We start from the raw sequence: 20,930 nt of genomic DNA on the forward strand, positions 1-20,930 counted from the left end.
ACAGTCACAACTCGTCAGCAGATCCTAGCGGTTGGGCTGCTGGACATGCGTTCGGCACAATATATCGGAGAGGCAATGTAATTTTGTGTGCACAGTAATTTGCAGCTCTCACTTGACCGGTGGGGTGAATGCCAATGGCACCTGCACCAGATGGAAGCGAATTATCACGAACCGTCGAGCTGTGATAAGGAGCTCGAAAGCCTATGACGCCCATCGATGCGCGGCCTTGTTAGCGCCTGAAGGGCGCGAAATGCTTTTTGTGACAGTCGCATTTATCTCGAGGAATTCGCATTTATTTCGGAAACCGACAGCGGCCACGCCTTTACGGCCAACCAGGAGCAGCGGCGCGACATCACCCGAAGCGAGGCCGACATCATGCGCGCCCTTGAGCGTAACGCGGTCCGGAAACGGTAGACTGAAGATCTGGGGTGAACACCAAGCTTAGAACGTCGACTTCCTTCTCTGCAGGCTGAGCGGGGATGAGTTCTCCGACGGCAGAACTACTGTATCGTTCAGAATTCCACAGCACCTGCATCGTAAAACCATACCCATGGGTAGAGCAGATTAAGCATTTGCGGGATCTACAGGTGCCAACTCGTAAATAAAGAGCCCCGCCGAGCGGGGCTTAATTTACCGTCCAGGCATATAAGGCGGTTTATCAGTTGGTCCAGTTTCGGGAGGTAGCTGAGGGACATCCAGAAGGTCATGCCCACCGGAAGACTGAGCTTGAGGCTGTTTCGGCGCAAAGTCCGGAGACATGGCGCTTGGTCGTGTATCCGCTGGAAGATGAGGGACATCGTATGGATCGTGCCCACCGGAAGACTGAGCTTGAGGCTGTTCCGGCGCGAAGCTCGGAGACACGGTGCTTGGCCGTGTATCGGCTGGAAGACGTGGGACATCGTGCAGATCGTGCCCACCGGTTTGAGGTGGGGCAGGGGGGGATTATCCAGTGAGGCAGGTACAGGCGAATCAGGCCGCAATTGTCCTGGTCCGTATGATCCTGCCGCGTTGGGGTGGATGATCCCGGCTTCGGCAGCTTTCTCAAGCGCAGTCCCCATTACGCCCGCCGATTCACTCACAACCGCATGAGTCAAACGCTCGCCTGCACCAAATTGACCAACCTTCGGTACTTCAAGTTGGTCAGCACGCTCTCTGTGGTCAGAGCGCGCAGCATTGATACCTGAATTACCAAGATTTTCAGCCTCGCTTTTTCCACGTTGAAACAGTGAATCACGGGCACCAGCACCGGCAACGCCGCCCAAATCGTTGACACCCATGTGATCGAAGCGATTTGACATCCCTTCGGCATCAACTGAAGGTCCCTTCATTGCCAGATTCGAGTTATGGGCATCGTTCGAGACACCGAAGCCCGCAGTTCCAGGCATGACAGAGGCAACAGTTTCCCAGTCACCGCTGGTTGCCAAGGCCTGAACCATACCAGCGACTTGAGCCGCCTTAGGATCCGCCATTGTCGAACCATAGGTTGCTGCAAAGGAAGCTGCTTTTTCCTGTAGGCCTGACCCGTATACGGCTTGTTGAAGACGCTCCGCAGCTCCGTCGGACTTCAACACGTCCTGAGCCACAGCATCGAGCTTTATAGAGCTGGAGGAACCGAACATGTTCTGCAGACCAGACATTTCCTGGTAACTCTTCTGAGCAGAAAGAGTTTGTTGGGACTGCTTGGAGATCTGTTCCGAATCGGAAGAAGAGAAAGTCGATGTTTCAGCATTAGACAACGAGTGGGCCTGCTGTGCGTTGACTCCATTGTTAATGGAGCCAGTCAAAGCCTTATTGAATCCCGTCTCTTCGCCAATTTGCGCGAGCCTGCCCAAATCCTTGTTATCAGACTCCGTCAGGTTCTTACCGACCTGGCCAGAAAGTTTGCCACCGGTACCTAGCGCCTCTAAACCAGCAGAACCGCTAGCACCAATAGCGCCCATGTACGCATTGACTGACTTCTCGGAGATCCCTTCCGAACGAGCTTGCGAAGCAAAGTCTTTGTACGATGAAGACCCAGAAACACCGTAGGCCCCACCGACAGTTTGTCCTAGTTGAGCAAGATCGGTCGACGAGCTCGCATTCTGGTACGAGTTCTGGACACCACGGCTGAACGCCTGATTGAGCGATGTTTGGGCGCCTTCGGCTGTCTGTTGTGCTGACTGGACAGAGCTGGTAAGTGCAGAGTTCGCATTAAGGTTGGGTCGGTTCATTTCTGAGTTCGTAATGCGACTACCCATCGTCGGATCATTTTGCGCAAGAGCAGACATGGCCATACCTGCACCTGGGGTTACGACATCCGGGCTTACAATCTTCTCATCGATAGTATCTCGACCGTTCATTCGGTTGGCGATGCTCATACCAGCAACCGAGCCGCCCCACACAAGGAATCCGCACAGCACAGGCACAGAAGCCGCCATGTAGCCACCAACACCCACCCAGGTACCGAGAATGCGCTCGACCTGCATAACGGACTCAAAGGTGATCTGAGAGGTTTGCAACTGATTCAGCATCAGGCTCTGTATCTGATACTTGGCGCCCGAAATGATGAACAGATTGACGATCGCCATGATGGGTGTCCAAAGCATCATCCAGGCAGCCATCAACAGATACTTCCCGAGCATGGAAATTCCTTGGCTGCCAAGAACAAGGATGAAGGCCATCAACGGCGATATCGCGTAGATGAAACCCTCAAAAAACGTCAAGAATGGCCTGACGTTCCGGACGAACATGTTTCCTTCCGCCGCCCACTGGGTGTTCTGCTGCATCATAGCCTGGCTCATCATGATTGCTGCAGCATCCTGCATATCGGCCATGGCTTTGGAAGCGGGTCCGTCCTGGAACAAAGGGAGAAGGGCGCTGGCCAGCGCGAACTCACGGGCATCAGAAGCTGCAATCCCTAACGAATTCAACGAGTCGGTCACTTTTCCTTCAACTTCGAAGCCGTCATTAAGCTTTGGGAAGGCCGACTTAGTCGAGTCCATCAATGACGGTAGTTGGCTAGTTGTAAGCTCTACCAACCGCGTATGTGCATCAGAACAGTTCAACAACTCCTCTCCACCCGGAGCATAAATTAATGTTCCGTAAACTGCCGAATCAAAACGTAGAGCTTGCATAGGCGAGCCCTCGTTCTTGATCTTATTGAAAGCACTTGGATCTCTTTCAACATTTACCATTGTGCATTCGCGGACGTAGTTCATCCATGAGGAGTAGAGGTCACCCGCTCCACCAGTCTGATTAAAAGCTGGTATAGCCGTCATATCTTGCGTGACTCTACGGAACTTCATCAGAGTATCTAGAGGGTCCGCAAAACCATATTGGGTCATGGCCGGCGTTGAAAATCCTTGCTCAAATAGTTCTGAGAGTGTGATACCGATACCGGACAAGAAGGAACCCACAGCAACTGGACCAAGTGGTACGCCATCTACAACTTCGACAGCACCGGTGTACTTATCTTCAACAATAGCTGTTGCCGTGGCCCCAAACATAGCAAGATACAGAATCACGCATGCCAATAATTTGTGAAACTGAATTCCAGTATTGTTGCTGACTGCTTGAAATGCAATCAAGAACACGCCAAACATCAAACCAATGCGAGCCAGCGCCTCGACATCGCCAGTACCGGATATCATGGCCACAGCGTTGAGGATTTCGCCCAGGAATCGGGCGTATCCAATGGAATTAATTGTAAATTCGGCAGCCATCAGTTAGATGCCTCTGGATAGTTAGCCGCGCGACCTATAAAAAGACTTGTTTTTGGCATGGCGGCCATGAATTCGCGATATTGACTGATCAATTGAGGTTCTCCACCGAACTGCATCCGCAACGAGATGATTTCAGAGTCAAATTTCTTCCGAGCCTCAGCAAGTTTACGAACGGCTTCTTCGGTATGAGGAATGGTAGCACCGGCAATCGCCATATCAGCACCTCTCAACAGTTCGTCCATAAAATATTGAGACATTGCAAGAGCAATAACGCGGGAGTTAGTTCTGACGTAAGTACGAGCCAGACTATCGGATCGGCTAGCCAAGTTGCGGATCATTGTCCCGAACGGGGTCCCGTTCAAACTGCCGATCATGCGCTTCTCATCGTCGCTAAAAGAACCGGTGTTATGATAGAACTTACCGATAATACCGATGCTTCCACCAACACCGCTGAACGCCTTTTCGATTTTCTGAGCCAAACCCTCGATCTTTATCTCCTTCATAGAAGGCTTTGTACAGTAATCATCGTCATCGCACTTGTAGACAGGCGCCGTACCGTCCCCTGTGCCCTCAAGGAAGTCCTTAAGGCTCAGACCGGTAGGTTGGATGTAGCTTATGCTAGGGACTTTACCTTTCCCGTCCGCAGCGCTTTGATCAGGCGCGCCAAGGTTTATAGAGCCAACGATGCTCATGATCAATTCTTGAGTCTGGGTGTCGCCATAGGTATAAATACCTTTGGTGTTTTTCTCCTGCATAAGGCACCAGAGGACGTTACCCTGGTCCTTACACATTTCGAATACACCGGCCTCATAGTTTTTTGAGCTGGTGGACTTTGTAGAGTCCCCCCAGCTACCGAACACGTCTGATAGACCTTTAGAGACAGATTTGGAACTAGAAGCACTCTCCCGCTTGCTATCTATGGCGCTGAATGCATCTGTAACTAGACCCTGTGCTAATTGGCAACTGTTGGAAAACATCTGATTCAGCTGTTGAACTTTTTTCTGGAGGGTTTCGATATGTTTCTGGCAGGTAGGGCACAACGCATCGAGGGCCATATTGAATGCATAACCAGATGCGATACCAACAGCGTTACTTGCTACCGACCGTAGTAACTGAACAAACTGTTGAGCGTTGATAAACGAGAACGAGCCACCAAACATATCAATGCCACCGCAACCTGATTCAAACGACGGTGGTTTAATCGAAACAAGTGAGGTCGTCATGATCTTGTTTCTCGTCGTGAACGCCCCCCCTGTTAAAACACCACGGCGAGCGGTTTCATAAGCACCAGGAGCTGTAGTGTTAGACATATTATTGAACATACTATCAAGCTGGGAATTCAGATTCGCATATGCACCAGTGGCACATAAGCCGAATGTTGCCGTGAGCATGAGAGATAAAACAGTCTTACGGAGCGATTTCATCGTTATTCATCCTCACGGTTTCGCGCAAATGGTCTTGAAGGTATTGGGAAAGTTGCGCCGGGTCTTCAAGTACCGTCTTATCGACCGACTGCAGCTCTTTAGAAATTAGTAGGCCATTGTCAAATACAGGTTGTGTTGACTGATACTGTTTGGTGGTGATGACTTTTGCATCCCTTGCCACAACAACTATCCTATTGAGTAAAGTGTCGAGCGTAACAGCTCCAAAACCTACGACTTCCGTTCTAGAAGGAGGGATTGCCAGCGCTAAAGCTGGAGTTTGATAAATACCTAACTGTTCAGCTTGACCGGAGTCAACCTTATACTCCGGGAACAGTTGATTATCCAAAGATTTGCCATCTAGGGAAATTGGGATAATTGGCACGCCTGTAGCATTCCGAAGAGCAACCAAAACGCCGGCCTGCTCCGTACATAGGATGCAGTTACTTTTAAAGAAGAAAAACAAGCCGGACTTAGTGCCGATTTCCTTTACTACTTCGTTACGCTTATCCAACGCTTCCCTAGCCATAGCGTTCGCCGCATAGGTAGCTTGTGGGCGACGTGAATCTTCATCAAGAAACGGGTCTCTCATAATGACGTTGGTCGACATTTCAGAGAACTTCGTGGCCTTGTCCATGGCCATCCGCTGAAGATAGTAATAAGCCCGGACGTTCTCTGGCGACGGATCGTCCATTGCCCTATCTCGAAATTTCGGCAGTTCAATCCTTATCCAAGCTGACGTGAAGGGCTTTGTTTCATCCCGCTCAACTTTGGAAACTTGCTCAGGGGCAGGTTGCGTTGGGGGGGAGGGCAAAGGTGGCATTTCCTTGACCTCGGGCTCAGCATCCGGGTACTCCTGGTACCAGAACCACCCTTCGCTTTTTCCTTGATAGAAGGACTGGCCTGCGATCGCTTCAGGATTGCTGCCCTCACGCTGACCGTCGGCCACAGCAAAAGGCGCCAGACACAAAGCAGCCGCACTCACGAGCAATCCTAACGATCGACTTTCAATCATCAGCGATCACCGGCAGCGAATGCGGCTACCTTAATGGTAGAGAAGGCGTCATTGCGCCCAGGTCGGACCCTTGCATTTCTGATTGGAAGAACCCAGGGCAGGTGTTCAAAACGCAAACTCCCGAGCTTTTTCTTCATCGTAATTTCAGAAAGGCCCAGCTCAGAAGCAACCTGGGCCAAGGTCATTTTGGAGCCATACTTGTGCTTGTAGTCCTGTTCAAAATCCGACTTCGCGTCAGATACAAGGCGTACAGCATCACGGGCTAGGTTGCCCGCATAACTGAGATGCATTGAGGCGCTCACCCTATAACTCCTTATCCCGGTTGGTTTTGTCTACCGTTAAGGTATTGAAGGTGGGGAGAGCAGGGGGAGGGTGTTTGCCCCCGGTCTGGGGGTCAGGTTTCAATGAGTTGTCGGTTAGGGGGAGTCAGCGAATTCGGAAAAAAACGTACGCTAGTACCGTATCGATTATTCAAGAAAGGCGGCGTCTCTGTGCACTGAATCAAAGACGATGCGTTTATATTTGGTCAGGGAATGTTCATCTAAACGCTAACGATTGGCCTCCTTTGCTGTAATGTTCACTGCGCGCACCGGCCCTTGATCGGGCTTTCGACAATACCTGGATGAGTTTTTTTGCGTCCACGAAAACGAAAGGGCTTTTCAAATGACTGAGCAAAAAGTCGAACTCTGCTTGCAGAAAACACGCCTCTACATCGCAGCGATCAGCACCGCGGCCAACGTCGTAGATCTAGATTTGAGCTACGGCCAAGCAAATGGTTATCTTCGCTGCATGCTGGACACTGGGGCGATTTCTAATGACCGCTGGCAAGAGATGTCATTGCTTGCGCAGAGAGCCCACCTCGGAGGTCTAAACCATTTTGGTGTAGATCGAGTGATGGACTACAACAGATAGGAATCGGTCTGAAGTGGATGTTCTCAACGTATTCGTCCGCCAGGTTAGAAGTCTTCACCCTTCATTATTTTTTGCTTCTCCTTGTCCCCTCGCATGTCATAAAGCAGTGTGGTGGTGACGTTCGCGTGGTCCGCCAACTTCTGCGCCATCCCCTCACCATGCTTGTCGATCATGCGGGTTATGAAGGTGCGGCGCAGATCGTGGGGTTTAACCTTGACGCCGCATGCTTTGGAACGTTTATCGAGAATGTAATAGATCGCTTGAGGGGTTAGCCCCTCATCGGTTATCAAGCCTGGCGTGACTTTTTGCTCGGCAGAGTCTGAGCCAGATGCCTGGGCATGTGCTGATTGAGTCACCACTTTTTTTCTACCTTTCCTGATCCGCGTAAATAAAGGCCCCTCTGATCCAACCGCCGCGTTGCGGATCTCCAACCAGGCGCTGATGCGTTTCACTGCGCCAGGGGCGATCCACTTTTTGAGTTCCTTGTTCCCCTTACCGATGACCGTCACAAACCACTCGCTTTGATCGAGGTTCTGAAGATCGATTGCTACCCCTTCGGCTCTACGAAGGCCGGAGCCATAGAGCAACGAAATGATCGCTGCGTCTCGAAGCCCCTGGTGTCGCCAGTCAGAAACACAGTCAGCCAAAAGTTTGTGAAAGTCCTGTTCCTCAACAAATTTGCCGGTAGGCAGCCGCTGCTCACGAAATGGCTTTACCTCGCGCAAGCTATGCAACCGATCGTAACTGATCAGCTCGAGGTGTTTGGCTTCATTGAAGACACCCCTCAACGCCGATAAATAAAGCCCGCATGTTTTCGAAGCGTAGCCATGCAGACGCATTTTTTCGACGAGGGCGTAAAGGTGAACCCGCTCAACTTTTTGCCAGGCAATTTCTTCCAGAGGCACATCCTCGGCCCCCAGCATGGTGGCGACCTCCTGGAGTGCGTACCTCATCGTCAGTTTTGATCCAGGGCCAAGCCTCCGGATGAAATTGCTGTACGGATTGTTCTGAGGGTGCCTGGAAGAACTCAGAACAATGTTCTGATCATCGTCGGCCAGTAGCGTGTCAATGTCGAAGCTGGCCAGGTCAGTCGAGGGTTCCAAAGTGACGCTCCGCAGGTGAAACCGAGGAATTTCAATCTGCCTTAGTGAGCTTCGCGCTAAAGGACAGATTTCTTATAGCTTTTACTTTTCAAAACAACTATTTAGATAAGTAAAAATACAGCATGATTTTGTCACGCGCGTGTCGAGATTACTTAAATATGCGAAAAAACAGCTAAATATGAAACGGGATACAAATCAGGCCCTTAGCGAGCATGGTACCTAGCATTGGCCTGGAAAAATTATTTAAATATGCGTATCAGACTCAAGCCCCCCCGGATCAGGACGCCTACGGCCGGCGCCTCTACCGATCTAGTTGAATTCGTCGACGCGACCTGGCGAAGGGGCTGGAGCAGCTTGGCCCAACCATTCAGATCTTGCGCCTACGCGAAATCTGTCGAGCAATCAGGGGCAAACAGCACACATTTCACGTAGAGAACGGCCACACGGTCGGTCAGCCCAAGTTCACGTCGACCATCGACACCGTGTCCCCTGTGGTCATCGAAATGAGCTCAGTGATCGAAACTGTTCGGACATCCTCACCAAAGTCACCAGCACCGTTTTCTGCAAAGCGTTCTATCGTCGCAAGTACCTGAAGAGGACTTCCATCACTGTCTTTGTCAACTCTTATTGACTTTAAAACATAGATCATCATATTAGGTCTTAATATCACATCTGCGTTCGGATAAAAACCATAGCCATACAAAATGGTATGAGAAAGCATTGTTAGTAACTGGACATTATTGGCCAGTGAAACAATTTGCTTTGCTGGCTTTTGCTTCGCCACTTTCTTATACAACTGAGGGTCCTGACTACGCAGAATAGTTAACATCTTATGTCGATGTTGATCTATGTAGCCACGTACTACCTCTTCGGCTTGTTCATTTGTCAATGAGTCGCTGATAAATAGTTGCAAGGATAAACCTTCCTTTCCTTTCCTCAATAACCATCTGCCAACCAGTTTTTGTTTGGTAGTAGAAAGTATTGTCTTGCCGAGATCCATAAAAAGCCCTTTTGTCCCGTATCACCTTCTGAGGAAGGGTAGTTACCGGTAGAGCCCCTTTAATGTGTAACTGAATTTTTCGAAAAACTCTGTCTAAAGCGAGGTCTCCCCTCGTGCGTTGGTAGTACCTGTGAATCGCGTAAGGTGAAATGCAAACGAACCCCAGGCCCTGGGCCCATGCGCCGGGAAGCTGCAACGAGCTTTCTGTCCAGATGGCACAGGCAAATGGCTCAAAGTCTGTTGACCAAGATGACACGCCGACGAAGCTGATTTCGGCCCCGATGAACTGTGTCCGAAGGAATGTCGCAAGCTTATTCAGACCAGCTGTCCTGCTCTGTAGGCGGCTAGCTAGAACCACCTCCTCACGTGAGAACTCTATTTTCAGGCCTGTCCCTGCCCTATTCTGGCCAGCGACTTCAAAATGAACGAGTAAAAACCAAGTGGCGATCAGCGTTGCTCTTTCATTATTTTTATGTTCGATTCGGTCACGCAGAGGATGCAGAACCTTGATTTCGAGAGACCGCGGTGGCTTCCCATCACACGTATAAATGCAAAGGATTTTGTCCTCGCCGATGAGGTATCGAGCATCAATGTTAAGCGATAAAACCGACATTTTAGGTCCTGAATGGCGTTCTATGGCTAGGATACACCACTTAAAGAAATTGCAATCTCAACTATAGAAAATTTTCAAGCCCTGACACTTTAACTAGTAAAGCTTGGGTTTTTGCACAAAAAAAGGCCGCACTTGGCGGCCTTTTAATTTTCTTGCTTGTTACTACGATGACTTACAATCTCCTCTAGAATCTTAATAACTTCAAGACTATATGGACCTGTAACTGTCACTTGCCCAAGCTCAAAGCAGTTTGAAGTATCGCGGATTCGTCTTGTATCCAGAGCGCTAGAGCGCTTTCGCGCTCTTAGCAACTCCCGATACTCTAAATTACCTCCATCGAAACCAAGTGGTGGACAGAATGGATTTACTGCACACGATCCCGGCTTTGTCGGCACAACTCTAGGGTCAAATATATAGCTAGTCATTATGCCCCTCACGCAGCGTGCCGTTTGGATTGAGGAAAGCCAAACCGTCCGAGCTGGATCAAAACATCATTCCAATCCACAGACTTTTCACCTTCCGGAACAGTTAACGGAGGAGTGTGACGAGCACACTTCAACCCTAACGCCCAGGCACGAGCTTGCAAAGCTTTTGCAGCCTTCTCCCCTCCACCAGAAACGTCTTTATCCTCCCAGATGGCAATGCCTTTGAAGCCAGCTGGCGGGACAAATGTTTCCATCAGACCTGTATTGACCAGTGGCCATACTGGAACTCCCATAGCCATCGAAATGGCCAAAGCAGTTTCAATACCCTCGGCGACATGCAAAATCTCACCAGGTTTCCCCAGTTGAATTGAACCGCCTGTCACCGAACGATCGGAAGGAATTGGGCACATCTTTTTAACGCTTTCAACAGGAGCTTTCTCACCTTTGGTGGTCAGAAAAATCCTGTGAAGTGTCACCGGAACACCTGCTGCATCGCGGATCAGCGCGACAATTGCCGGGAATTCACCTTCACAAACACCGTCCTCGTTGTACGAGCGAAGCTTCGGGTGAAACCGCAACGTGGCGGCGTAACCAGGAGCATCCCAATTAAGAATTTTTCTTGAGCTCAGATAAAGCCTTGCGGGCTCAGCCTGAACCGCACTTAGAGCTAAGGTTTCGCTCCAGATTTTTTTCAGGATGTAGCGAATACGCACATCATTTTCTTTCTGATCTTGAGCTTGTTTCTCTCTCAACCGTTGTATTTGCGCAGCTTCCTGCTGATTGTCATGTGCTGCTTTTCTTTCATCTTTACGGTCTTTGATGTTGAGGTACTCCCCAACCTCTTCAACCGCATCAGCAAAGACATATCTACCGTTGTAGGATTGGCGATACCACATGAGCAAAGCGAAACCATCTCCTTTGAACCCACATGTGTTGCAACCACCAGCTCCTTTAAATGCTCCGTCACCATTTTTCTTGAGCATTCTGAAACCATCCACTCCCCCATGCACAGGGCATGGGGAACGTTTACCAACTTTCTTACAAGATGGGCCAATTCCAGGAACAATGGCACTCAGTATTTCAAGCCACTTACCTTGAGCAGCTTCGCGTACAGTTTTAGCATTCAAGTTTCTCATGGTGTACCTCCAGTGTTAGCCCAACTGGGGCTTCCCAAAACCCTCCAAGAGGGCTTCGGGAAGCCCCAGACAGGGTTTTGGAATCTGGGGGTACACCTTCCCTAAAGGGGGGGTGTCCCCCTTTAGGGAATTCGCACGGCTATTTCGGTGTTACTTCTTCGGATCCGGCGTGCTTGGTTTCTTAGTCGGTGGAATGTCGCAGAGTTGCTGCATCATTCTGACGAATGAATCATCAGACAACGCTGCGACAACAACCCGATTAGTATTTGTCGTCTTTTGATGGTTACTCATGTTGAGTCCTCAATAAACGACAATGACGCGACCACATAAGAGAACCTCAACAACATGAGATCCGGCCAAAAAATGGACCTGATCAATTTGTTGAAGTCCAGCTATGCGGAAGCTTGAGATTTCAGCAGCCATGGGATTTCCTCTATTCGAGGCGAAGCTGCTCCCCACCGGGAAGAAGCCCCGCGTGGGTGTGCCTTTCGGCGATGGGTGGGTGTTTGTTTTGAGTGTTCACCGGTCACTATCAAACGATCAACCTCAAGGCTGAACGCAAGAATCTGCTTTCGTCGGCGCGGTGGCCGCGGAAGAAGACTCTAAAAAAGCCCCCTAGATAGGGGGCTTGAATCAATGTGTCTTTTTACGATCGTCGAGGTGATAAGCGAGCCAGAAGGCTGCGCCTATTACGCCGATCGTGAAAATCATTGCAGATGTCACGTATATACCACCAGCGTCCTTACTAATCAGTCTCTCAGCAATTTTCATATCGCCCTCCAAGGCTTCATTAGCGGTGAGAGCGACCCCGCTAGGGGTGCTTCCCCGCGGGTTATGTCGTTAAATTGTTTTTACAGCGCTACAGCGGCCTTCCTGCTTACGCGGCACATGCCGGAGCAAGCCACTGAAGGTGCCATTCGTAGCAATTCAGAAAAACTCTCCGTTCGTTTTGCTTCGGCATGATCTCCTTGTAATACCAAGGAACTCTTGTCACGAACGTTGAACAGAAAACGTCTTTGTAGAACACGACGTCAAAGTTGTCGGTTTCTCCAGTAACGTCTGGTTCTTTACGTGCAAATACTTTAATCGGCTGCATGTCCTACTCCTGTGAGCGGGACTTCGCCCAAAGGGACTGAAATCCCAATGGGTTGCCAATTGGCGGCTAGATACCTGAAAGATGCAGGTCCAGATTTGAGTTACAAGTGAACAAGAGGCGACTCAAAAGTGAACCAATTTCCACACCGTACGATGTAACGGTGATCAATGATTCGGTCGTTAAATCGCTTGGAGCTTTCCACTTTTCTTGGCTCACCACAGTCTGTCAGATAGGCGTGAGCAACAGCCAACATCGCTGATGGTGCTCGGACCTCGATTTTGTGTTCAGTGAGGGCATTCCTAACTAGATAAGCTGAGAAGCCAGATTGACTGTAGTGTCGCGACAGCGAACTCGTTTCCGAGTACGCAACCACTGGGGCTTCCCAACTCGGCGAATTGTTGAGAGATGGTTCAGCGTAGAGATCCATGCTGCTCACCAATCAAAGCTAGGAAGCTCTTCGTGACAGTTCCCATCCTTATCAAACGCAACAATCAAGAGTCCTTCATCCAGGGCTGCATCCAAAAGCGATGCAAGCTCGTTACTGATGCCAGACAGCTTGATCTTAGCCACGGTGATGGCTCCAATCATAATCACGAAGCCATGTTTAGAATCAAACACATACGGTGCCTCTCCCTCTCCCATCACGTATCGTGCAGCGAGACGCTCAAGGCACTTGGAATCAGCCTGTGTGATGTGTGCGGTGGAAAGTTCGACTGCTTGAACAGCAGCAATATCCAGAAGTTTCATGTCGTATCTCCGATAGCAGGGGATACGACCCCAAAGGGGTAGGATCCCCCAGGGTGGTTGTTTAAGGTGGCTGTTTTTTTTCTCAGGTCAGCAGCCTGATCAGTGCCTGGCGCCTCAAGGCGACAGTCAATGTTCTGCAGGTACCGCGATTGGTTAGAAGAATAACCAGCAGACTCCGCAAATCAAAGGCTCGATAATTTAAAACCCCCGCACAGGGGGTTGTCCTCCTGTGCGGGGATTACCGTTTTCACAGCCGCTTCGCAATCCAGCTCACGCGATCGACTGTAACTGGTTCTTCTCCAATGACATTGCCTAATTCGTCAATGACATTTTGCATGACTTGTACAGGCACTTTTCCGATTCGCTTAAGCGCAATTCGGTCTCCAATATCAATGTCATATTCAACCATGCAGCGTTCCAAATCGACTCCCCATACCTCAAGGGTACCGAGGCGTATCATATAGCTGATTTTTTCGCCTTTCTGGTGCTTGTATGGAAACGCACCAAAGGACGTAACCTCCCCCTTCAACGCATCAGCCCACACATCGATCTCCGGTGTGGTGTCGGCGCAGTTTTGGAAGTGCTGCGCGTAGGCCTCCATATCCGCCTGCAGAGACTCGTTGTCGACCTCTTGCTGATAGTCGTACACGCCTTCAGGAGTGTTCTGGCTCAATACACGATCCCACAGCTTGTCTTCCTCCGAACGGCTGGGCAAAGCCTTTATACGGTCGGGCGCAGACAACTGCTTAGGCCGAGCATCCTTGGTACGTCTAAAGGAGCGTAAAGAACCTTGGCTTTTAAGGGCGGCGGCACGTTGCTGAACCTCAAGACGGCGTTGACTGATCACTTCGTTTTCGCGGGCTGCAGATTCATTCAACAAACGAATTCTGTTGGCCAGCGGAGACTCTTCCAGAGAAGGCTCTACCATATGTTGAACGTAGCTTGCAGGTACAGTGCTATCGAATTGTTGAAAACGCATGGTGTTTCTCCTGGTTGGAGGTAGCTACACCCCATTGGGGTGTTGAACCCCGATCATCGATTTCTATCTCGTCTTCGGAGCTCATGCAGTAGTTGTTTCGTGCAGCTACCGCAAAAGCGTTCGATTCAGACTCCTCACCAAATGCTCGGACGCATTGACTGAACTCCAATCCATTTTCCTTCGCCGCCGACAGGATCTCGATCGGACTGGCGATGGCTTGAATTTCGTCGAGAAGCGCTTTGACACGACCATCAGCGTCGCCCGGTGAATTCACCACTCGCAAAAGCGTGGACGCGAGCAACGATTGATCGTCTAGGGAGAGCAGAAGAATAATTTTCTGGTTTGACATGGGTACGCTCCAGATTGAGGGCGTACCAACCCAGAGGGTGGTAGCCCTATGGGTTTGAAATACAGCGAGAGGTGGGTGTTTGTTTTGAGTGATCACCAGTCACTATCAAACGATCAGCCTCAAGGCCGAACGCAAGAATCTGCTTTCGTCGACGTCGACGCCGCGGAAGAAGACTCGATAAAACTGTGGCCCCTAAAGGCCACAGAGATTACATCATCGAAATGTTACTACAGCAACATCTGCTGAGTAGATCCAACCGCCACCACGGAGGGCAGCATCAGGGATGCCGGGTTAAGATTTTGTGTGAAATCAGGCCCAGCAATGAGGCTCTTTACATCGAGGCTCAAAGAGTCCCGAGAAACAGGTAATTCAATGTTCGTTCTGAACAATGAGAGTCCGATTTCTTCACCTATCGAGTCAAACTGCTCGTAGACGACACTTTGCCCCATAATTTCGTGTGCTGCAGTCTCCGATACCCCTTCAGTTACAACCGCAGGGATCGTTTTCACTCGTCCGTGCTCAAGCCGTGTGAACAGCCGGAACAGGTCAGGATTTTCAGGGTGAATCAAGAAGGGTTCAGTCGATCGGCCTTTAAAGTAGTGTCGACCGATCGTTCCACAACCGCCCTCATTTCCTGTCAAACGCTGAAGTGCGAAGTTCTTTCCTGTCGCCTTATCTTTTACCGCCTTCTCAGACAAATACGTGTATGGCTTCCAACGCGGTGAGTCCAAAGGAACGGACTCAAGGATCTCATTGATGGATGCTTCACGAACCTTATGGGGTTTGAGGTTTTCGAAGGAAAACAGATCTCCCAGACCAGGAGTATAGGCAATCATCACCATTCGTTTCCGTTTCTCAAGCGCGCCGAAGTCGGAGCCATCGAGCACTTTTTCTTTGAGCACGTATCCCAGCGATATCAAAACGCTGCGAATCACCGCCATCGAGGCAGTACTCTGGTACTCAGGCACGTTCTCCAGAACGACGATGGCAGGATTGGTTGCCTTCACCCATGCCAGGTAGTCAAAAAATAACGTTCCTGCGCTGTCATGCTCTTCAGCAAACTCTAAATCGTTCTTGGCCCGCCCCGCTTTTGAGGCCCCTACGCAAGGCACCCCTCCTGTCAAAATGTCGCTCTGGGGGATATTTCCCTCCAGACTGACATACCGAATATCGGAACAAATCGCAATAGAGTCCGCCTGCCAAAGATCCGGGTTGTTGCGCAATGAGGCGTTGAGGTACTCAGCTTCTAACTCAACACCCACTTGCACAAACGAACCAACCCCTGCTCGCAGTAGCCCAGAGTGGATGGCCCGATCGAGCACACCACCACCGTGGAATAGGCTGGTAACGGCCAATTTTTCGCCGCGTGCCAGCTTTTCTTTCAGACGCTTGAGTCGTTCTCGGATTTTGGTTTGCAGCTGTAGTGCCGTTATGACAATACGACCGTTTCGAATCGCAATCCGGACCTTCTCGTCATCCTCAAACACCTGGCGTATCTCATCGCTGCGAAGTTGAAGCAGCGGATGCACTATCCCGTTACGCTCGCGCTTTGAGACAGTGAATGTGCTGCCGACAAAGCTCGTGGGTACCGCGATCAGCTCCAGGCGCCTGGCGGCTTTATCAGAACGAATCGTGTACTTGTCTCCGATCCGCAGACCTCCGTGAGTTAGCTTTTGGCCTTCGAAATTGCACCTCACTTGACCACCTAATTGCATTGCCGCTGACCAGTCGTTTGCATTCGTGCTGACCACCCAATTGCATAGCCACTGACCGGTCATTTGCATTCGTACTGAGCACCCAATTGCATTCGACTTGACCACCTATTTGCATTCGCACTGACCACTCAATTGCATAGGACTTGACCACCCCACAGGCAGGTAGAGTGGTCGTCGCTCTTCAGTTTTTCCTGTTCTTGAGTTTGCGCATCGATTCGCCCTTGAGCGGAATCACATGCGCCTTGTGAACGATTCGGTCCAACACCGCATCGGCAATCGTTGGATCCGTGAAAAGGTCGTACCATTTTTCTTTGGGGTACTGACTGGTGATCAGCAAGGAGCCATTGCGTGATTGCTGATCGATGACATCCAAAAGGAAGGGGCCGAGCTGGGAGTCAATACCGCCGATTCCCAAGTCATCAATGATCAGGAGTTGCGCCTTGATCAATTGCCTGCGCAGTTTCGGAAGCGTGTGATCCGCGTAGGACAGTGTTATGTCTTCAAATAGCTGCGTGGCTGTACGGTAATAGGTATTGAACCCGAGGCGGCAGGCCTGATTGCCAAAGGCGCAAGCCAACCAGGTTTTTCCGGTACCGGTAGCACCAGTCAAAATAAGATTCTGCCGGCGACGTAACCATTCACAATCCGCGAGGGTCATGACCATGTTGCGATCCAGCCCTCGGCTTGCCTTGTACTCGACACCTTCCAGTGTGGCCTGTGACTCGCGCAGCTTGGCGCTTTTCAGAAAGCGCTCAACCTTACGTGTTTCACGCTCACTGGTTTCGGACTCCATCATCAGACCGAGACGCAAATCGAATGTCTGTTTCTGAAGGTTCGGTTGGTTCAGCTGATGTTCATAGGCACGGGCCATGCCTTTCAGGCCTAGCTCAAGCAGTTGCTGGCTGGTATTTAACAGCGGCTTCATACAGGCTTCTCCTCTTGGGTGGCGTAGTAGGTCGCTCCCCGGATATTCGAATGCTCAATGGCGGGAGTCGTAATCATTGGTGGACGTCGAAGGTCCGAGCCATTACGTAAAATGGCGCGCAACCGTTCGGAGCTGACAATGCCAAGCGAGTTCGCATACGCGCAGGCAGACTCCAGGCGCTGATGAGGTATCTGTTCCTTGCGCACATCTCGTTTGAGCGCGGTCACAGCCCTCAGCCCTGTTGCAAAGTCTCGACGGTCTTCCAAATTGCGCTGTACGTAGAGGTGAGTTTCAGGGCCAATGTCTGCCGCCCACGCCAGCAAGGCTGGTGGTTGAGAATCCTGAAATTGATGGTGGTTGGGAGCCAAGTGCTCACGCAAGGTGCTGACCCCAGGTGTGGTATCGATGCGATGACTGCTGATCACCCGTCGCTGGAAGGTGACCTCTAGCCAATCGGCATTTACGCGCAAGTCCACCAGTTGATTAGCATGGTGATACGGCACCGAGTAGGACCGACCTTGAAACTCGACGTGGTAATCACCGCCAATACGCACCTGGTACACCCATTGGCTATAGCTGTATTGCCTTTCAGGGAGAGCCTGTAAGGCGGGTGCATCCGTTTCTTGAAATCGTACCAGCCGACTCTTGGGGTAGGTGCGCGTGACCCGCTGGTTTAACTGTTCCATCCAGTAGGTGATCTGCTGATTTAGTTCGTCCAGAGAGAAAAACGTCCGATCACGTAATCGTGCCAAGACGAAGCGTTGGACGATTTGCACACCTACCTCGGCCAGCGACTTATCTTTTGGCTTTCGTGGCCGGGAGGGAATGATGGTGAAGCCGTAGTGCTCGGAGAGCTCTGAATAGGCCTTGTTGAGGATGAGACAGTTACGGGTAGTTTTGATTACCGCGGCCTTCAGGTTGTCCGGTACGACAAAGCGCGGCACACCGTCGAAGTGTTCCAGTGCTTCGATGTGGCAACGAAGCCAGTCTTGTGTCGTTTGGCTGGCAACGGCTATTGCAAACAAGTACCCGGATGAGCCCAGTGTGGCAACAAATACTTGGCAGGAGGCGATTTCACCGGTGCTCGGATCGGTAATGGGCATAGTGCGTCCGCAGAAATCGACAAACATCTTGTCGCCTGGTGTATGCACTTGCCGCATGCTGATTTTCTGCGTTTTCACCCAGGCCCCGTAGTGCCGAGTGAACTGCGCGTAAGACACCCCGTCGGGCTCTTTTTCACGAAACTCTTGCCAGAGCAAGTCCAGCGTCATGTCACGAAAACGCAGTTGCTCATGAATCTCATGCCACTGCGGTACGACTTTGCGCAGAGCCGGAGCACGACGATCGTAGTTAAAACGCAAGCTGAAGGTGGCGTTGTCGAGCACCTTGAGGGATTCCCAGCTTTCACCACTCAGCACGAGTTGATCACGCAATGCCCGTACCGTGTTGTGCGATACCTGCACGATTTGAGCGATTGCCCGGTTTGAGAGCGTAGAGCCGCTGGCAATGCGAAGAACTTCGCGCTGTTCATCAACGGATAACTTCATAATTTCTCCCCTCGACGGGCACAAGAAGGCCTCGCCGGTCGCGATCAATGCAAATTCATGGATGAATGGGCAGGTACTGACTTGACGTCAGTCGAGGGGAGACACAGAATGAGGCGTCAGGGGTCAAATCTGACGCTTCTCCTAAAAGCTCTGGGCTGCTACCCAGGGCTTTTTTCATCTCCAAAGCCTGCTATTTCAATACGCTTATCCAGTTGCACTCATTGATATGTCCCTCCTTTTAAGTTTCAAAGTCTATTTCCTGCCGTTCGATTAGCCGAACGGCAGCTCTGTTCCTGTTCACCTGAGGTCAGCTGTTGTCCTGTGACAAGACGGGTTCGGGTTCAGTGGTGCACTGATAGCGCTGCTGGGCCACCCACAGGGCAACGTCCTTGGACAGCGCAAAGTATCCACGACGGTGCTTTACCTCAAAAAGTGGAACCTCCATCTTTCCCCGAATAATCGCCTGGCTAAAAGCCGCAGCCGAATAGAAACCAAGCTCCCGCCATAAGATGCGACTTCCCAAAATGACGCCATAACGAGTTGTCAGTTCTCGCTCCAGTTCAGCGGCGAGCTCCTGAATAGAAGGTTGTTGGTCCATGGCAATCATCGTTTGAAGTAGTTGGACACATAGTAAAGAAAACAACTACAGTCGAGAAGTCGTGAAAAATCACAATATTTTACTGTGAAATTGCATGAGGGATTTCTCTATATGTCTGATTTTAAAAGAATTAAGGAGATCTATCTAAGTTTCGCAGAAGATGTGCGAAACTCTTTCGGTGAAAATAATTTCGCCGAAATCGAAACAATCGACACTCTGCGAGTGCGTTATTGGTATGAGGTGTTGAGGTTGCGAACCCGGTTGGAGACGGCATCCGACATGGAGTACTACTTTGAGAGCGAGTCGTTCAAAAGGAACGCGAAGGGGGCTGTTGCCTGGTATCGGAACAAGTGGTCACGCTATGCGACTGGGCAGCATGTGCCTCAAGCCAAAACGCTTCGTCGAGTCGAGGCGCGAGAGCATGGCTCTATTCGAGAGCTCCACCTCCCGCTTTGGGAGGTCCTTGATGCCTCAAATACCCGTGTAATGAAGGGCGACAGCTTTCTCAAGTGTCTAGGGAAGGTCTGAAGTAGTCAGCGATTTTTGATGCCCTCGTTGGTAGAGGTTCAAAAAACGCTGGCTGGTCAGAAATCAGACCTTTCCTATTCTTAACTCATCGTTTCACCCTTGAGCGACGCCTTTTCAAGGCGCTTTTCCCGCATTACAGGCGCATCTCTCCCGCGACCAGCAGCCGTTTTCGCATCATCCACAGGTTCGACAGGGCAAATAGCGTGGCCTGTTGCGCGGTGTTTTTCATCAGGCCGCGAAAGCGCACTTTCGTATAGCCAAACTGACGCTTGATCACTCGGAATGGATGCTCAACCTTCGCCCGGACTTGTGCTTTCGCATATTCGATTTTGCGCCGCAGGCGCCCGATCAAACTCTTTTTCGCGTGTTTTTTATAGCTGCTGGGCCGTGCGGCAATCGACCAGATCATCTTGCGATTCTGATGCTCAGGACGCTTGTCCACACCGGTGTAACCGGCATCGCCAGACACGTATGATTCCTCGCCATGCAGCAACTGATCGACCTGCGTCACGTCCGCCACATTGGCCGCCGTGCCCACCAGGCTATGCACCAAACCCGACTCGGCATCGACGCCGATATGCGCTTTCATCCCGAAGAAATACATGTTCCCCTTCTTCGTCTGATGCATTTCGGGGTCGCGTTTACCCTCTTTATTCTTGGTCGAACTCGGCGCATGAATGATCGTCGCATCGACCACCGTACCTTGGCGCAACATCAGGCCACGGTCGCCCAGATAACCGTTGATGACCTGCAAAATCCCGCCGGCCAACTCATGTTTTTCCAACAGACGTCGGAAGTTGAGGATCGTGGTTTCATCGGGAATCCGATCCAGATGCAGCCCCGAAAACTGGCGCAGGATAGTGGTCTCGTACAGCGCTTCTTCCATCGCCGGATCGCTGTAGCCGAACCAGTTCTGCATCAGATGAACCCGCAACATCGCCATCAATGGATACGCCGGACGACCACCTTCGCCTTTCGGATAATTCGGCTCGATCAAGGCAATCAGACCCTTCCAGGGCACGACCTGATCCATCTCGATCAGGAAACGCTCGCGGCGGGTCTGCTTACGTTTGCCGGCGTACTCGGCATCGGCGAAGGACATCTGTTTCATCGGGGCTCA

The 20,930-nt window shown here is 50.9% G+C and carries 19 protein-coding genes; 2 read left to right on the forward strand and 17 right to left on the reverse strand.

Annotated features, from left to right (window positions below; genetic code table 11):
• Window positions 1-581: 581 nt before the first annotated feature.
• From BLL42_RS27600 to BLL42_RS27615, 4 genes are read right to left on the reverse strand one after another with little or no spacing between them, the layout of a single operon-like run.
• Window positions 582-3,701, reverse strand: coding sequence for a conjugal transfer protein TraG N-terminal domain-containing protein (locus tag BLL42_RS27600; RefSeq protein WP_071555902.1), 3,120 nt, complete (start codon window positions 3,699-3,701; stop codon window positions 582-584).
• Complete coding sequence (locus tag BLL42_RS27605) at window positions 3,701-5,125, reverse strand: conjugal transfer protein TraH (protein ID WP_071555903.1); 1,425 nt, start codon at window positions 5,123-5,125, stop codon at window positions 3,701-3,703. Before BLL42_RS27605 ends, BLL42_RS27600 begins: the two co-directional genes overlap by 1 nt.
• Window positions 5,109-6,137 (reverse strand): conjugal transfer protein TraF, encoded by a 1,029-nt coding sequence (gene traF / locus BLL42_RS27610; RefSeq protein WP_071555904.1) that lies wholly within the window; start codon window positions 6,135-6,137, stop codon window positions 5,109-5,111. The genes BLL42_RS27605 and traF overlap by 17 nt, the downstream gene beginning before the upstream one ends.
• Window positions 6,137-6,439 (reverse strand): hypothetical protein, encoded by a 303-nt coding sequence (locus tag BLL42_RS27615; protein ID WP_129587021.1) that lies wholly within the window; start codon window positions 6,437-6,439, stop codon window positions 6,137-6,139. The genes traF and BLL42_RS27615 overlap by 1 nt, the downstream gene beginning before the upstream one ends.
• Before the next feature lie 361 nt (window positions 6,440-6,800).
• Here BLL42_RS27615 and BLL42_RS27620 point away from each other — a divergent pair, with 361 nt between their 5' ends.
• Window positions 6,801-7,049: a hypothetical protein gene (locus tag BLL42_RS27620; RefSeq protein ID WP_071555906.1), complete on the forward strand. Its 249-nt coding sequence runs from the start codon at window positions 6,801-6,803 to the stop codon at window positions 7,047-7,049.
• 44 nt (window positions 7,050-7,093) lie between these two features.
• Here BLL42_RS27620 and BLL42_RS27625 read toward each other — a convergent pair whose 3' ends face one another.
• The 12 genes from BLL42_RS27625 to BLL42_RS27680 form a co-directional block, all read right to left on the reverse strand.
• Complete coding sequence (locus tag BLL42_RS27625; RefSeq protein WP_081427372.1) at window positions 7,094-8,152, reverse strand: site-specific integrase; 1,059 nt, start codon at window positions 8,150-8,152, stop codon at window positions 7,094-7,096.
• Between the two features lie 451 nt (window positions 8,153-8,603).
• On the reverse strand, window positions 8,604-9,152 hold the full coding sequence (locus BLL42_RS27630; RefSeq protein WP_129587022.1) for a hypothetical protein: 549 nt from the start codon (window positions 9,150-9,152) through the stop codon (window positions 8,604-8,606).
• 1,046 nt (window positions 9,153-10,198) lie between these two features.
• A complete protein-coding gene (locus BLL42_RS27640; RefSeq protein ID WP_071555909.1) occupies window positions 10,199-11,326 on the reverse strand; it encodes a DUF7146 domain-containing protein in 1,128 nt (375 codons plus the stop codon).
• Window positions 11,327-11,626: 300 nt separating this feature from the next.
• The gene (locus BLL42_RS30830; protein ID WP_269086219.1) at window positions 11,627-11,749 is read right to left on the reverse strand and encodes a hypothetical protein; all 123 of its coding nucleotides are present in this window, start codon (window positions 11,747-11,749) and stop codon (window positions 11,627-11,629) included.
• Between the two features lie 454 nt (window positions 11,750-12,203).
• Complete coding sequence (locus BLL42_RS27645; protein WP_071555910.1) at window positions 12,204-12,422, reverse strand: hypothetical protein; 219 nt, start codon at window positions 12,420-12,422, stop codon at window positions 12,204-12,206.
• A 432-nt stretch (window positions 12,423-12,854) separates the two neighbouring features.
• Entirely contained in the window at window positions 12,855-13,169 is a 315-nt protein-coding gene (locus BLL42_RS27650; RefSeq protein ID WP_071555911.1) for a DUF5983 family protein, read from the reverse strand.
• A 247-nt stretch (window positions 13,170-13,416) separates the two neighbouring features.
• Complete coding sequence (locus tag BLL42_RS27655; protein ID WP_071555912.1) at window positions 13,417-14,148, reverse strand: hypothetical protein; 732 nt, start codon at window positions 14,146-14,148, stop codon at window positions 13,417-13,419.
• Window positions 14,126-14,497 carry a hypothetical protein gene (locus BLL42_RS27660; RefSeq protein WP_071555913.1) on the reverse strand — a complete coding sequence of 124 codons (372 nt, stop codon included), beginning with the start codon at window positions 14,495-14,497 and terminating at the stop codon, window positions 14,126-14,128. The genes BLL42_RS27655 and BLL42_RS27660 overlap by 23 nt, the downstream gene beginning before the upstream one ends.
• 227 nt (window positions 14,498-14,724) lie before the next feature.
• Window positions 14,725-16,275 carry a DNA cytosine methyltransferase gene (locus tag BLL42_RS27665; protein ID WP_071555914.1) on the reverse strand — a complete coding sequence of 517 codons (1,551 nt, stop codon included), beginning with the start codon at window positions 16,273-16,275 and terminating at the stop codon, window positions 14,725-14,727.
• Between the two features lie 118 nt (window positions 16,276-16,393).
• Window positions 16,394-17,137 carry an IS21-like element helper ATPase IstB gene (gene istB, locus BLL42_RS27670; RefSeq protein WP_071555915.1) on the reverse strand — a complete coding sequence of 248 codons (744 nt, stop codon included), beginning with the start codon at window positions 17,135-17,137 and terminating at the stop codon, window positions 16,394-16,396.
• On the reverse strand, window positions 17,134-18,684 hold the full coding sequence (gene istA, locus BLL42_RS27675; RefSeq protein ID WP_071555916.1) for an IS21 family transposase: 1,551 nt from the start codon (window positions 18,682-18,684) through the stop codon (window positions 17,134-17,136). Before istA ends, istB begins: the two co-directional genes overlap by 4 nt.
• Before the next feature lie 307 nt (window positions 18,685-18,991).
• Entirely contained in the window at window positions 18,992-19,282 is a 291-nt protein-coding gene (locus tag BLL42_RS27680; RefSeq protein ID WP_071555917.1) for a hypothetical protein, read from the reverse strand.
• 111 nt (window positions 19,283-19,393) lie between these two features.
• Here BLL42_RS27680 and BLL42_RS27685 point away from each other — a divergent pair, with 111 nt between their 5' ends.
• The gene (locus tag BLL42_RS27685) at window positions 19,394-19,810 is read left to right on the forward strand and encodes a hypothetical protein (RefSeq protein ID WP_071555918.1); all 417 of its coding nucleotides are present in this window, start codon (window positions 19,394-19,396) and stop codon (window positions 19,808-19,810) included.
• Window positions 19,811-19,943: 133 nt separating this feature from the next.
• Here the strand turns inward: BLL42_RS27685 and BLL42_RS27690 are convergent, their stop codons facing one another.
• Window positions 19,944-20,921, reverse strand: a complete 978-nt coding sequence (locus tag BLL42_RS27690) for an IS5 family transposase (RefSeq protein WP_071550144.1) — start codon at window positions 20,919-20,921, stop codon at window positions 19,944-19,946.
• Window positions 20,922-20,930: the final 9 nt, after the last annotated feature.

Origin of the sequence: Pseudomonas frederiksbergensis (assembly GCF_001874645.1) — a bacterium.
Taxonomy (GTDB): Bacteria; Pseudomonadota; Gammaproteobacteria; order Pseudomonadales; family Pseudomonadaceae; genus Aquipseudomonas; species Aquipseudomonas frederiksbergensis_B.